This is a genomic window from Fictibacillus fluitans, assembly GCF_030418125.1.
Taxonomy (GTDB): Bacteria; Bacillota; Bacilli; order Bacillales; family Fictibacillaceae; genus Fictibacillus_C; species Fictibacillus_C fluitans.
In genome coordinates, this window is the sequence record NZ_JAUHTR010000020.1 from 1 (window position 1) to 13431 (window position 13431).

Consider the following 13431-nt stretch of genomic DNA (forward strand, 5'->3'; position numbering starts at 1 on the left):
AACTCTTGTCAAAAGAGCAAATACATTGTAAAATGTATCTTGTCCTTGTAATTTAGGACAACCTTTGAAAGACAGTCTGGTGGCGATAGCGAAGAGGTCACACCCGTTCCCATACCGAACACGGAAGTTAAGCTCTTCAGCGCCGATGGTAATTGGGGGCTTCCCCCTGTAAGAGTAGGACGTTGCCAGGCTATCATTTCAAAATTTTTGGTTTGTGGATTTCTAATTTGTTTATTATTCCACAGTAGCTCAGTGGTAGAGCTATCGGCTGTTAACCGATCGGTCGTAGGTTCGAGTCCTACCTGTGGAGCCATGCTTCCATAGCTCAGTAGGTAGAGTGCTTCCATGGTAAGGAAGAGGTCACCGGTTCGAGCCCGGTTGGAAGCTCCAGTCGGCCCGTTGGTCAAGCGGTTAAGACACCGCCCTTTCACGGCGGTAACACGGGTTCGAATCCCGTACGGGTCACCAAGTTTTTTGAAGAAAATAACATTTCATATGGAGGATTAGCTCAGCTGGGAGAGCACCTGCCTTACAAGCAGGGGGTCGGCGGTTCGAACCCGTCATCCTCCACCATTTTTTTATTACCATTGTTTACAACGCCGGTTTAGCTCAATTGGTAGAGCAACTGACTTGTAATCAGTAGGTTGGGGGTTCAAGTCCTCTAGCCGGCACCATTTTTCATAAGAAATACTGTGATGTCCTTTTTTTATGTGGAGGGGTAGCGAAGTGGCTAAACGCGGCGGACTGTAAATCCGCTCCTTTGGGTTCGGCGGTTCGAATCCGTCCCCCTCCACCATCTTATTACTTTGTTTTACAGTGAGCCATTAGCTCAGTCACGAGCAAAGCTTCGTGGTTGAACGGCGAGTTGTCTCGACGGATACTCTCCTTGCTTTCTCTTTTAGAGGAAGAGACAGGGAACCGACGGACATAACAACTTGAGCCATTAGCTCAGTCGGTAGAGCATCTGACTTTTAATCAGAGGGTCGAAGGTTCGAGTCCTTCATGGCTCACCATTTTCTGAATAAAAGACAGAAAGCTTGGGCATAAAGAATAATAAGGTTAATATGCGGGTGTAGTTTAGTGGTAAAACAAGAGCCTTCCAAGCTCTGGTCGTGAGTTCGATTCTCATCACCCGCTCCATTTAAATTTATTTGGGGCCTTAGCTCAGCTGGGAGAGCGCCTGCCTTGCACGCAGGAGGTCAGCGGTTCGATCCCGCTAGGCTCCACCATACATAATAAACGTACAGTCTTTGGACAAAGGTCCAAAGGCTTTTTTTATTGCTTTTAATCCAGTCCCGCATTTCTCTTTTTCAGGGAAGCCTTCTGTTTTACTTAATAATTATCCATTCCACTCATGGAAAGCGCTTACTACCGGGTATATCTATGCAGATTTGTGTCCAGTTGAACCACCTGTATGGGACAGGCTAAAATTAATTGATAGAATAATGAAACGCAGCTCAGGGGAGGCCTACAAATGAAGAAGGACATTACACTTATCGGGGTACCAATGGATTTAGGGCAGACACGGCGGGGAGTGGATATGGGTCCAAGCGCCATTCGATATGCAGGCGTTGTGGAACGCCTCATGGATATTGACCATCAGGTTCACGACTTTGGAGATATTGGTATAGCCCGTCCGGGAACAATCGAGGAAACGATTGAAACGAACCTGAAGAACCTGGAAGAAGTGGCTTCTGCCAGTGAGAAGCTGGCACAGGCCGTTTCGGATGTTATTCAGGAGAACCGCTTTCCGCTTGTTTTGGGAGGAGACCACAGCATCGCGATCGGCTCTCTTGCAGGCATCTCCAGGCATTACGAGAACCTTGGGGTCATCTGGTATGACGCCCACGGAGACTTGAATACAGCAGATACCTCACCAAGCGGCAATATCCATGGTATGCCTCTCGCTGCAAGTCTTGGTATTGGCCATGAATCGCTGACGGGTATCGGGGGCTACGAACAGAAGGTTAAGCCAGAGAACATCGTCATCATCGGGGCACGTTCGCTGGATGAAGGAGAAAAGGCGCTGATCAAGGAGCGCGGGATTAAGGTATACACCATGCATGAGATTGACCGGATTGGCATGACGAAGGTGATGGAGGAAACGATTGAATACCTGTCCGGCAAAACAGATGGTGTTCATCTGAGTCTTGATCTGGACGGTCTTGATCCCCAGGATGCGCCGGGGGTGGGTACACCGGTTCTTGGCGGAATCAGTTACAGGGAGAGCCATTTGGCCATGGAAATGCTGGCTGAATCTCAAATCATTACATCCGCCGAATTTGTGGAGGTCAATCCCATTCTGGATGAACGGAATAAAACAGCAACAGTGGCGGTCGCTTTAATGGGTTCTCTTTTCGGGGAAAAACTTCTATAATACGCAAATTAAAAACAGCTTCTCTTTATCAAGAGTAGCTGTTTTTTACGTTCGCTTTTTGGAATTCATTTAAGAGGGCATCTATATGTTGGCTGATTTCTACGATTTCATCAGCGATTAATGGCATGAATTTAGACATTTCATTCATCTTTTTTCGAGATACTTCAATTTCTCTAAGCAGGATATTGCGGTCCATTAGTACACGCTCCTTATAGATAATCTTAATTTCCAGTATTCCCGCAAATATCCAATGTGAAACTTAATTTGTAAAAAATGTATAAAAATATTTTCGATAGTCTCACCGATTCATGCTAAAATTAAAAATGCTTTATTTTTTAAGAACTTGAAACTTTTTTAAATTCGATACGTAGAAAAATACGAACCATAACTGGTGGTGGACAATTGAAATGGACTCGTTAATAAACAGCCTGGTTACTCAGGTTAAATCGGGTAACCGGGAGGCTTTTGAAGGCCTGGTTGAGATCTACAAGGATAAGATCTACCGGCTGTGCTACAGAATGGTCGGTGACAGGCATGAAGCAGAAGACCTCGCACAGGAAGCTTTTGTACGGGCTTTTGTGAATATAGATAAATACAGCGGAAGCTACAAGTTTTCGACATGGCTGTACCGGATTGCCACAAATTTATGCATTGACCGGCTGAGAAAAAGAAAACCGGATTATTCCATGGATGCAGAAATTCCGGGGACGGAAGGTGCCACATTGTACAGCCAGGTAGCGGATGCTGATCCGCTGCCGGAAGATGAAGTGGAAGAAAAAGAAAAGCGTGACCAGCTGCAGCAGGAAATCATGAAGCTTCCTGAGAAATACAGAACAGCCATTTTGCTGAAGTACATTGAGGACATGTCCCTTGAAGAAATCAGTTCTGTTATGGATCTGCCCGTTCCTACTGTAAAAACAAGGATCCATCGGGGAAGAGAAGCGTTGAAAAAGGCATACAAAAAGGTTGCGAAATCGAGGTGAACATAATGTCATGTGTATCAGAAGAATACATGGATCTCGTTGATAAAGCCCTTGATGGGGAAATTACAGCCGAGGAACAGACAGAACTGAATCGTCATATGGAAAGCTGTGAGAGCTGCAGAGAGCATTATCATGCATTAAAGGAAATTATATATGAAATGAAAGAAGCTTCTCCTGTGGTGGCGCCCGCGCATTTTACGGAGAACGTGATGAAACGGCTGCCGGAAGCGAAGAAGCGCAGTATGCCCGCACAGTGGATCAGACGATACCCCGTCTTGACTGCTGCTGCTGTATTCTTAATTTTAATGTTTGGTTCGGTGATGGCCGGATGGAATACAGAAAATGATTTTGCGGTGCATTCAGCAGCCAAGAACATCAAAGTGAATTCTGCAGCCCACACAGTGACTGTACCAAAAGGCGAAACGGTTAAAGGTGACCTGGTGGTTGAAAATGGCAATATTAATGTCGAGGGCAAGGTCGAAGGCAATGTGGTGGTCATAAAAGGAGAAAAATACATGGCTTCTGCCGGGCAGATTACCGGAGACAGCCAGGAAATCCATGAGGTAGTAGAATGGGTTTGGTATAAACTAAAAACGTTCTTTACCGGACAGGAACAAAAATAGGTTTGCACATCGAATGAATATAGAGCAGTTGATAAGCCGCCTGTAAATGGCCGGCTTTTTCTTTTTTAGCAATGGCCTTGAACTTTTAAAGGAAAGGTATGGATGTGCTATAATAATGGATGTTGTATATTATCATCATTGTTGCACTACATTAACAGAAAGGGTAGTTCCCGAAGTGGAGTGATGTCATGTTACCTGTTGGAAGTTTTAGCTTAGGTAACTATATTAGCCAGATTGTTGATATTTTACTGGTTACCTATGTTTTTTATAAATTGATCATGCTGATCCGCGGAACCAAAGCGGTACAGCTGTTAAAAGGAATCGTCATAATTGTAGCCGTTTGGCTCGCCAGCAGCTTCTTTGAGCTCAGGACCATGAGCTGGCTGATGGATAAAGCCATTACATATGGACTGCTTGCGATTATCATAATTTTTCAGCCGGAACTGAGGCGCGCGCTCGAACAGCTTGGCCGCGGTAAACTGTTTTCAAGAACTGGCGGAGCTGAAGAAGAAGAAATAGAAAAATCCATTGCTGCTATTGTGAAGTCCACCAGTTATATGGCCAAGCGTCGTATCGGAGCCATCATGTCGTTCGAACGGGAGACGGGGCTGACGGATTATGTGGAAACGGGGATTCCCATCCATTCCAAGCTCACCTCCGAGCTTTTAACCAATATATTTGTACCCAATACTCCATTGCACGATGGAGCCGTTATTTTGCGGGCAAATGAAATTATTGCGGCAGGCTGTTATCTGCCTCTTACGGAAAGTCCTTTCGTGTCCAAGGAACTCGGTACACGACACAGGGCAGCCATTGGAGTCAGCGAAGTTACCGATGCGATAACCGTTGTTGTTTCAGAGGAAACCGGAGGAATTTCCATTACCAAGAACGGGGAAATTCACCGCAACCTGGATGAGGAATCATTAAAGAATTTATTAACGGCCGAGCTTATGGGGTCGGGCCGCTCCGCTTCCTCATCACGCTGGAATTGGAGGGGGAAGAAAAATGGACAAACTCCTTAGAAGCAATTGGTTCGTAAAGATCATCGCTTTTCTTCTGGCTCTCATGCTTTATACCGTGCTATCGATGGAAGACCAGCAGCAGACCAGCCGGAATGCACTGTTTACTTCGGTGTCCAAGAACACGCAGAGCGTCAACGGTGTTGAAATCGTTCCATATTTCGATGAAAACAAATATGTCCTTACTGACATGCCGCGATCGGTGGATGTCAAACTCACAGGCGAGTCCAACCTGCTGACCAAGGCGTTGAAGGTTGACCGCAGAATAGAAGTTTATATTGACCTCACCAAATTGGGGCCTGGCACCCATACAGTTCCCGTGAAATTAAAAAATGTACCAGATGAACTGGAAGCGGAGCCTTCTCCAAAGCAGGTGAAAGTAACTCTTCATCAAAAGCAAACCCGGCAGATACCGGTAAGCATCGATCTTAAAAACAAAACGAAACTGCCGGAAGGATATGAAACCGGCAGCGTGGATTTTTCACCAAAAACCGTATACGTGACCGGACCGGATGAATATATCAACAGGATTGAAAGCGTACGGGCAACGGTCGATGTTTCAAACGCAAAAGACAAAGTGGAAACAAGAGTGCCGCTAAGAGCGTATGACAGCCAGGGGAATCTACTGGATGTTCTGATTGATCCTAAATCAGTCAATGTAACAGTGCCGATCTCAAAGCCGGAAAAGACCGTTCCGCTGAGAATTAACCAAAAAGGAGATCTCCCGGAAGGCTTGACTCTTGCAGGGATTTCATTTGATCCAAAAGAAGTCACTCTCTCAGGACCATCTTCCACTCTTGATAACATTAATGAAATCAGCGGTGTAGACGTGGATTTATCGAAAATAAAGGAAGACTCAACGGTGGATGTGGATGTCCCGCTTCCGGACGGAGCCGAATCCGTCAGCCCAAAGCAAGTCAAAGTGAAGGTTGACGTTGAGAAGGATACAGGATCAAAGACCATAAAAAACGTTCCTATAGAAATCCGCGGAGAGAACAGTGAACAGCCTGCTTCCTTTGTATCACCTTCTGACGGAAAAATGGATGTTACCATATCCGGAAGCAAAAAGGCCATCGAAGGACTGGATGCTTCAGACATTACGTCCTATGTCGATGTCAATAATCTGGAACCAGGAGAGCACACCGTAACCATACACGCCTCCAATTCCAAAAACCTTAAGATGGAGACAGAGGTTTCCGAAGCGGCTATTTCAATTAAAGAACCTGCTTCCGAAACGAATGGTGCGGAAGAGCCGGAACAGGATAACGAAACGTCTCCCAAACCTGACGTAAACAGCACAACCAAAGAAGACGATGGGCAAAAAGAGAACCCAGCCGTGGCAAAATCAAAATCAGAGGAAAAATCGGATCCTAACGAATCACAGACTGAAGGAGAGAATTAAATCATGGGTAAATACTTTGGAACAGATGGGGTAAGAGGCGTTGCCAATACAGAACTTACGCCGGAACTAGCTTTTAAACTGGGGCGTTTTGGGGGATATGTTTTAACAAAAGAAACCCAAAAGCCAAAAGTTCTGATTGGCCGAGATACACGAATTTCCGGGCATATGCTTGAAGGAGCATTGGTTGCCGGCCTATTATCCACCGGAGCTGAAGTATTGCGTCTGGGCGTTGTCTCTACACCTTGCGTTGCCTATTTAACAAAGGCGCTTGGCGCGCAGGCAGGGGTTATGATCTCTGCTTCTCACAATCCGGTAGAAGACAACGGAATCAAATTTTTCGGATCAGACGGATTTAAGCTTCTTGATGAGCAGGAAGCTGAAATTGAGGCATTGCTGGATCAGGAGGCAGACGAGCTCCCACGTCCTTCAGGCGGCGATATCGGATCTGTCGGCGATTATTTTGAAGGCGGACAGAAGTACCTTCAGTATCTTAAACAGACGGTTGTGGGAGATTTCTCCGGAATGCATATTGCACTCGATTGCGCTCACGGAGCGACGTCTTCACTTGCGCCGCACTTGTTCGCGGACCTCGAAGCTGATATTTCCACGATGGGAACAAACCCGAATGGCTTGAACATTAATGACGGAGTGGGATCCACCCATCCGGAAAAACTGGCTGAACTCGTGAAAGAAAAAGGAGCAGACATGGGTCTTGCTTTTGATGGGGACGGCGACCGCCTGATTGCGATTGATGAGAACGGCGATATTGTAGACGGCGACCAGATCATGTTTATTTGCGCCACATACCTGAAAGAACAAGGCGAACTTAAAAACGACACGATCGTTTCTACAGTTATGAGCAACCTTGGCTTCTACAAAGGACTGGAAGAAAAAGAGGTAAAATCGGTTCAAACAGCGGTTGGTGACCGATATGTAATGGAAGAAATGAGAAAGAGCGGCTATAATCTCGGAGGAGAACAGTCAGGACATATCATTTTCCTTGACCATACAACAACTGGTGACGGCATGCTTTCCGCGATTCAGCTTGCGAGCATCGTGAAGCAAACCAAACGTCCATTGTCCGAGCTTGCCAATGAAATGAAAAAGTTCCCTCAGCTTTTGATCAATGTGAAAGTGGCAGATAAAACAAAACTGCAGGGCAATGAGACCGTGAAGGCTGCCATCGATAAGGTAGAGGATGAGATGAACGGAAACGGCCGTGTGCTTGTGCGCCCGTCCGGAACAGAACCTCTCGTACGCGTTATGGTTGAGGCACCGACAGAAGAACAGTGCAAAACCTACGCTGAGGAAATTGTTGAAGTCGTGAAGACTGAGCTTGTTTAATAAAAGGCACCCTCATTCGACCAAATAGATACGAAAAGTATGCATAAGCGCATCACCGACCGATTCGCTTATGCATATTTTATTAAATATTTATTAAGCTGCCTGGCAACCAATTGACGCTTGGTCAAAAACAGGCTATCATAAAGTTTATCTTGACTCAGAAACGGGAAGGAGAACAGAGTGGTAAATTAAATACAAAGCGCCTGAACTATTTTCGGACGAAAAGAAAATAGTTGACGAGGAAGAGGTTCATCGATCATTCGGCGGATGCCTCTCGGAATCAGTCACTTTCGTTAGCTTTTATCTAAAACAGGCAAGGCGACTTCCTGTACAAAAATAAAAGCAGTGGCTAATTACCATAAAAATAAACATAGGTGGGGCTGTGAGCCCCGCTCGCAGTCCCCCTGTATGGCGGATACAGCATCAGATAAAGAGCTGTTTCTGACCAAAGGGAGGATAATTTAAATGTGCGGAATTGTAGGTTATGTAGGTAATAAGGATGCGAAGGAAATCTTGCTTAAAGGACTTGAAAAGCTGGAGTATCGCGGTTATGACTCTGCAGGAATTGCAGTGGTCGATCAGGACGGCGTGCAGGTTTTCAAGGAAAAAGGAAGAATTGCTGTGTTGCGCGAGATCGTTGACCAAAACGTTGAATCCACTATGGGTATCGGACATACCCGCTGGGCAACCCACGGAGCGCCAAGCAAAGTGAACTCTCATCCACACCAAAGTTCTGCAGAACGTTTTACACTTGTTCATAACGGTGTAATCGAGAACTACGGGAAAGTTAAACGAGAATACTTACAGGATGTAACATTCGTAAGTGATACAGATACAGAGGTTGTTGTGCAGCTCATCGAGAAATTCGTGAACGAAGGCGAAAGCGTGGAAGAAGCTTTCCGTCATGCACTTTCTGTTATCAAAGGTTCTTACGCAATTGCATTGGTGGATAACCAAGATCCAGAAACCATCTATGTTGGAAAAAATAAAAGCCCGCTTTTAGTTGGTGTTGGTGAAGGCTTTAACGTTGTAGCAAGTGACGCTATGGCGATGATTTCCCAAACAGACAAATACGTGGAGCTTATGGACGAAGAAATCGTCATCGTGACGCGTGATTCATATACCATCAAAACACTCGACGGGCAGGAAGTCTCCCGTGAGCCTTACACTGCCGAGCTTGATGCAAGTGACATTGAAAAGGGAACTTACCCTCACTATATGCTCAAAGAAATCGATGAGCAGCCATTCGTTATGCGTAACATCATCAAGCACTACCAGAACGAAGACGGCAACCTGAAGCTTGACGATGATATTCGCGAGGCGATGAAAGAAACAGACCGTATTTACATCGTGGCTTGCGGTACCAGCTATAACGCCGGTCTTGTTGGTAAGCAATTGATCGAAAACATCGCAAAAGTACCGGTTGAAGTACACATTGCGAGTGAATTTGTCTACAACATGCCGCTTCTTTCCGAGAAGCCGCTGTTCATCTTCATTTCCCAATCCGGGGAAACAGCTGACAGCCGTGCGGTGCTTGTAGCGATCAAGAAGCTTGGACACAAGGCACTTACCATTACAAACGTTCCGGGATCTACGCTTTCAAGGGAAGCAAACTACACGCTAAATCTCTATGCAGGTCCTGAAATTGCAGTAGCTTCCACAAAAGCATATACTGCCCAAATCGCTGTTCTTGCGATCCTTGCCGTTGATGCAGCCCGTGCACAGGGAATTGAACTTGATTTCAATCCGCTTCAAGAGCTTGCGATCGTAGCGAATGCGATTGAATCATTAACCGACCAAAAAGAAACCATGGAGCGTGTCGCTCAGGAATACCTTTCCGAAACACGCAATGCCTTCTTCATCGGCCGTGCGGTTGACTACTTTGTCTGCCTTGAAGGCTCACTGAAGCTGAAAGAGATCTCTTATATCCAGGCTGAAGGATTTGCCGGAGGAGAACTTAAGCACGGTACAATCGCATTGATCGAAGACGGCACACCGGTTATCGCACTTTCCACTCAGGAACACGTGGACCTAAGCATCCGCGGTAACGTGAAGGAAGTTGCAGCACGCGGAGCGAACACATGCGTGATCAGTACTGAAGTTACGAAGGATGAAGGAGACCGTATTGTACTTCCAGAAGTACATGAATACCTCACTCCGCTCGTATCCGTTGTACCGCTTCAATTGATCGCATACTATGCCGCTCTTCACCGTGATTGTGACGTGGATAAGCCGCGTAACCTTGCGAAAAGTGTAACGGTTGAATAAATAAAATAAATTTTAAAAGGAGGCTCCATTCTCTATAGAATGGAGCCTTTTTGTTATGAAAGCAGAGTGGAAAGAACGGCGGAAAGACAGACTCATTCAGATTTCATTCGTTTGGAGACATCTTTGTACCAGTCGGGCTGTACAATATTGATTTGCTGCTGGCTCTTTGAATTTACGTCGAACTTTTTTAGCCGTACCCCACAAAGCTTACTGTTAAAATCTGTATAGAAATAGTAAGTTAAATTGGTATGATCACGGATCACAGTCCACAAGGTCCAATCGTAAAAATCACTATTTTCTCCATATGCTGTTCCGGCTGGTACAGAGAGTGTTTGTATGATTTGACGCGCAACTCCAATACTCTGTTGAGTATCTTTAGGCTGAAACGCGGTTCTCTGAAGAAAAGCAGCACGGACGAATCTGGATTGTGGCGTTGGATCGCCGGGAATACCGAGCTGGCCACTTCCGCCAAGTCCTACCCCACAGAGTTTAACCGTATCTTCAAGGCTCAGGTTTTCATATAACTTAAGATTCAAAAGGTGCCAGTCATACGGCGGGTCATTGGTCAGGACTCCCAACTTGGTCGTATAGGTTTTCATCTTTCCATTAACGAATTCAACAATTAAATGATTTCCGGATATATCACTAATAATGAAGTGTTGCGCTAATAAAGGATCATTAAAAGGATTAATGATGGTCAGTTTAGACAGCGCAGTTTTTGCTTCTTGGATAGTTTTGAAGTTTCCCAGCACATAAGACACAACATTATAGGTGTTCAATATGTGAGAACTAGATTTGCGTTCTGGATACTCACTGCAAAACAGTGATAGGCCGCAAGCTGAAAGCCCTGCTTCATTCAATCCGTCGTATATGGTTCTTTTTTCAGGATGCACCGCACCTATAAATGCCAAAGAATTTTTCCAATGTATTTCTTCTTCAGACAGCTTGAATTCAGGAAATGACTGTCCGCGCGGAAAAAAGGTAATCGCAGTTGGAAGTTCAATAGCCCAGTCCATGGTCCGAGCAGAAACCAGAGGATCATTCTTAAATTTACGTGGAATGACTATGTTAGTACACATCTGTATCACTCCTATTTATTATTCAATAACAGAGTATTATGAAAGAAGTTTAACAATGATGCTAGATTTCTTTTGCATAAAGGTCATTACGAGAGAGTTTTTCTGTGAGAAGCTAAAAATTTTAATAGAAATATTCAGGCAGTCATTTTTGTCCTAAAGTTTTAACTTTAAGAGTTGTTGCCACAAATAAGGGTATTAAAGAAATGACAACAAGTATGGTGACAAAATCCCGTTTTCTTTCCGTTGAAGAAAGACTGTAACCGCTTTACAATTAATACATAAGTCCTATTTACTAATTGATAAAAGCGATACTTGAAGGGAGTTTTCGATAGATATGGCTAATTCTGAACAGAAAAAGTCAGGCGCCAAAGTGAAAATTCAGCGCTTTGGGAGCCATTTGAGCGGTATGATCATGCCGAACATCGGGGCGTTCATCGCCTGGGGTATCATCACCGCGTTATTTATTCCAACCGGATGGATTCCGAATGAAGACCTGGCGAAGCTGGTCACACCGATGATCACCTACCTGCTTCCGCTTCTGATCGGTTTTTCCGGCGGACGCATTGTCTATGATTTGCGCGGTGGTGTGGTCGGTGCAACGGCAACCATGGGGGTTATCGTTGGTGCTGACATTCCTATGCTTTTGGGAGCCATGATTATGGGTCCTCTTGGCGGGTGGGCGATCAAGAAGTTTGATAAAATGATCGACGGCAAGGTCCGATCCGGCTTTGAGATGCTCGTCAATAACTTTTCAGCCGGTATCATTGCCGGTATTCTTACCCTGATCGCCTACAAAGGCATCGGACCTGTCGTAGTAACACTGAACAAAACACTGGCAGCGGGCGTTCAGGCGATCGTTGACGCTCACCTGCTGCCGCTGGCCAGTATTTTTATTGAACCAGCCAAAGTTTTGTTCCTGAACAACGCGATCAACCACGGTATATTGAGCCCGCTCGGTATTGAGCAGGCAGCCAAAGCCGGAAAATCCATTCTCTTCTTGCTGGAATCCAACCCCGGACCTGGGTTTGGTGTCCTTCTTGCTTACATTCTTTTTGGAAGAGGAATGGCGAAACAATCTGCACCGGGAGCAGCCATCATTCACTTCCTGGGCGGTATTCACGAGATTTACTTCCCGTACATTTTAATGAAGCCAATGCTTCTCTTGTCAGTTATTGCCGGGGGTGCATCAGGCGTATTCACTTTCTTGCTCTTTGACGCAGGTCTTGTGGCTGCTCCATCACCAGGCAGCATTTTCGCACTGATTGCCATGACACCGAGAGGACATTATCTTGGCGTACTCGCAGGGGTGCTTGTCGCCACAGCGGTTTCCTTCTTGATTTCATCCATTATCCTGAAATCATCCAAGAAAACAGACGACGATGATGATGAATTGACCAAAGCAACAGAAAAAACTTCTGCACTTAAAGGGAAAGAAAGCCGTGCATCATCTTTGATCAACAAGCCTGAAGCCAAAAAAGAAGAGCCGGCAGCTGTGAAAACCCGCAGTGATGTAAACAAAATTATTTTTGCATGTGATGCAGGAATGGGCTCCAGTGCGATGGGTGCTTCCATTCTGAAAAATAAAGTTCAAAAAGCGGGACTGGTTATTGCGGTATCCAACACGTCCATCAGCAACCTTCCGTCCGATGCGGATATCGTTATTACGCATAAGGATTTGACTGACCGTGCAAAAGCGAAGCTTCCGGGCGCTGAGCATATTTCAGTAGAAAACTTCCTGAACAGCCCGAAATATGATCAGCTGATGAATGAGCTGAAAGAGGGCCAGGGTGCTGCCCCAGCTACACAAGCTGAAGTGACGTCAGAACCAGCCGCACAGCCAGCGGAAGATAATGAGTATGCCGATGTTTCCAAAATAATTTTCGCTTGTGATGCAGGAATGGGCTCGAGTGCGATGGGTGCGTCCATCCTGAAAAACAAAGTGAAGAAAGCCGGTCTGGATGTTGCCGTGTCCAACACGTCCATTTCCAACCTGCCGGATGATGCCGATGTGGTCATCACGCACAAGGATTTGACCGATCGTGCCAAAGCGAAGCTACCGGGTGCAAAACACATCTCAGTAGAAAACTTCTTAAACTCACCAAGATATGATGAGCTGATGAGTAAATTGGAATCAGCCAAAAAATAAGCGAAGGGAAGCCGGACACTGAGTCCGGCTTTTTCGCTTAGTATTTAAATGTTGGCAACAACCCAAATGACGAAAATGCTTTTTCATTTCGTTGTTTCAAGGGTTCTCGAGGGTATAGAATAAATATGGGGTATACAACTTAAAAGTTGTCATCAAGCTAAGAAAAGATTTACCAAACCTGCACCTGCTT

At 45.5% G+C, this 13431-nt stretch carries 10 protein-coding genes, 9 tRNA genes and 1 rRNA gene; 18 read left to right on the forward strand and 2 right to left on the reverse strand.

The genetic code is table 11. The features are described from left to right. The first annotated feature begins 75 nt into the window (after positions 1 to 75). The 11 genes from rrf to rocF all read left to right on the forward strand — a co-directional run bounded on the left by rrf (position 76) and on the right by rocF (position 2377). Positions 76 to 191 (forward strand): 5S ribosomal RNA (gene rrf, locus QYB97_RS22345). 47 nt (positions 192 to 238) lie between these two features. Then, positions 239 to 313 (forward strand) — tRNA-Asn (locus tag QYB97_RS22350). A gap of 1 nt (position 314) precedes the next feature. After that, a tRNA-Thr gene (locus QYB97_RS22355) sits at positions 315 to 390 on the forward strand. A 3-nt stretch (positions 391 to 393) separates the two neighbouring features. Further along, positions 394 to 468, forward strand: a tRNA-Glu gene (locus QYB97_RS22360). Between the two features lie 29 nt (positions 469 to 497). Next, a tRNA-Val gene (locus QYB97_RS22365) sits at positions 498 to 573 on the forward strand. Positions 574 to 598: 25 nt separating this feature from the next. After that, positions 599 to 674 (forward strand) — tRNA-Thr (locus QYB97_RS22370). A gap of 38 nt (positions 675 to 712) precedes the next feature. After that, positions 713 to 796 (forward strand) — tRNA-Tyr (locus QYB97_RS22375). Positions 797 to 937: 141 nt separating this feature from the next. Beyond that, a tRNA-Lys gene (locus QYB97_RS22380) sits at positions 938 to 1013 on the forward strand. 53 nt (positions 1014 to 1066) lie between these two features. Beyond that, positions 1067 to 1140, forward strand: a tRNA-Gly gene (locus QYB97_RS22385). Positions 1141 to 1153: 13 nt separating this feature from the next. After that, positions 1154 to 1229, forward strand: a tRNA-Ala gene (locus QYB97_RS22390). Positions 1230 to 1474: 245 nt separating this feature from the next. Continuing rightward, complete coding sequence (gene rocF / locus QYB97_RS22395; protein ID WP_301168231.1) at positions 1475 to 2377, forward strand: arginase; 903 nt, start codon at positions 1475 to 1477, stop codon at positions 2375 to 2377. Between the two features lie 28 nt (positions 2378 to 2405). Here rocF and QYB97_RS22400 read toward each other — a convergent pair whose 3' ends face one another. Further along, complete coding sequence (locus QYB97_RS22400; protein ID WP_290402192.1) at positions 2406 to 2573, reverse strand: aspartyl-phosphate phosphatase Spo0E family protein; 168 nt, start codon at positions 2571 to 2573, stop codon at positions 2406 to 2408. A 211-nt stretch (positions 2574 to 2784) separates the two neighbouring features. Here QYB97_RS22400 and sigW point away from each other — a divergent pair, with 211 nt between their 5' ends. The 6 genes from sigW to glmS all read left to right on the forward strand — a co-directional run bounded on the left by sigW (position 2785) and on the right by glmS (position 10016). Continuing rightward, positions 2785 to 3360, forward strand: a complete 576-nt coding sequence (gene sigW / locus QYB97_RS22405; RefSeq protein ID WP_301168232.1) for an RNA polymerase sigma factor SigW — start codon at positions 2785 to 2787, stop codon at positions 3358 to 3360. Positions 3361 to 3365: 5 nt separating this feature from the next. Beyond that, positions 3366 to 3983, forward strand: a complete 618-nt coding sequence (locus QYB97_RS22410; RefSeq protein ID WP_301168233.1) for an anti-sigma factor family protein — start codon at positions 3366 to 3368, stop codon at positions 3981 to 3983. Between the two features lie 188 nt (positions 3984 to 4171). Beyond that, positions 4172 to 5005, forward strand: coding sequence for a diadenylate cyclase CdaA (gene cdaA, locus QYB97_RS22415; RefSeq protein ID WP_301168234.1), 834 nt, complete (start codon positions 4172 to 4174; stop codon positions 5003 to 5005). Beyond that, positions 4989 to 6404, forward strand: coding sequence for a CdaR family protein (locus QYB97_RS22420; protein WP_301168235.1), 1416 nt, complete (start codon positions 4989 to 4991; stop codon positions 6402 to 6404). Before cdaA ends, QYB97_RS22420 begins: the two co-directional genes overlap by 17 nt. Before the next feature lie 3 nt (positions 6405 to 6407). Then, entirely contained in the window at positions 6408 to 7748 is a 1341-nt protein-coding gene (gene glmM / locus QYB97_RS22425; RefSeq protein ID WP_301168236.1) for a phosphoglucosamine mutase, read from the forward strand. Positions 7749 to 8213: 465 nt separating this feature from the next. Then, positions 8214 to 10016 carry a glutamine--fructose-6-phosphate transaminase (isomerizing) gene (gene glmS / locus QYB97_RS22430; protein ID WP_301168237.1) on the forward strand — a complete coding sequence of 601 codons (1803 nt, stop codon included), beginning with the start codon at positions 8214 to 8216 and terminating at the stop codon, positions 10014 to 10016. A gap of 92 nt (positions 10017 to 10108) precedes the next feature. Here glmS and QYB97_RS22435 read toward each other — a convergent pair whose 3' ends face one another. Then, the gene (locus tag QYB97_RS22435; RefSeq protein WP_301168238.1) at positions 10109 to 11095 is read right to left on the reverse strand and encodes a linear amide C-N hydrolase; all 987 of its coding nucleotides are present in this window, start codon (positions 11093 to 11095) and stop codon (positions 10109 to 10111) included. 334 nt (positions 11096 to 11429) lie between these two features. Here QYB97_RS22435 and QYB97_RS22440 point away from each other — a divergent pair, with 334 nt between their 5' ends. Further along, positions 11430 to 13241: a PTS mannitol transporter subunit IIBC gene (locus QYB97_RS22440; RefSeq protein ID WP_301168239.1), complete on the forward strand. Its 1812-nt coding sequence runs from the start codon at positions 11430 to 11432 to the stop codon at positions 13239 to 13241. Positions 13242 to 13431 lie beyond the last annotated feature (190 nt).

What these genes read in the sequence shown, in the direction of transcription:
- rocF (WP_301168231.1), top strand. Translation starts at nt 1,475, where the DNA reads ATGAAGAAGGACATTACACTTATCGGGGTACCAATGGATTTAGGGCAG.
- QYB97_RS22400 (WP_290402192.1), bottom strand. Translation starts at nt 2,573, where the DNA reads ATGGACCGCAATATCCTGCTTAGAGAAATTGAAGTATCTCGAAAAAAG.
- sigW (WP_301168232.1), top strand. Translation starts at nt 2,785, where the DNA reads ATGGACTCGTTAATAAACAGCCTGGTTACTCAGGTTAAATCGGGTAAC.
- QYB97_RS22410 (WP_301168233.1), top strand. Translation starts at nt 3,366, where the DNA reads ATGTCATGTGTATCAGAAGAATACATGGATCTCGTTGATAAAGCCCTT.
- cdaA (WP_301168234.1), top strand. Translation starts at nt 4,172, where the DNA reads ATGTTACCTGTTGGAAGTTTTAGCTTAGGTAACTATATTAGCCAGATT.
- QYB97_RS22420 (WP_301168235.1), top strand. Translation starts at nt 4,989, where the DNA reads ATGGACAAACTCCTTAGAAGCAATTGGTTCGTAAAGATCATCGCTTTT.
- glmM (WP_301168236.1), top strand. Translation starts at nt 6,408, where the DNA reads ATGGGTAAATACTTTGGAACAGATGGGGTAAGAGGCGTTGCCAATACA.
- glmS (WP_301168237.1), top strand. Translation starts at nt 8,214, where the DNA reads ATGTGCGGAATTGTAGGTTATGTAGGTAATAAGGATGCGAAGGAAATC.
- QYB97_RS22435 (WP_301168238.1), bottom strand. Translation starts at nt 11,095, where the DNA reads ATGTGTACTAACATAGTCATTCCACGTAAATTTAAGAATGATCCTCTG.
- QYB97_RS22440 (WP_301168239.1), top strand. Translation starts at nt 11,430, where the DNA reads ATGGCTAATTCTGAACAGAAAAAGTCAGGCGCCAAAGTGAAAATTCAG.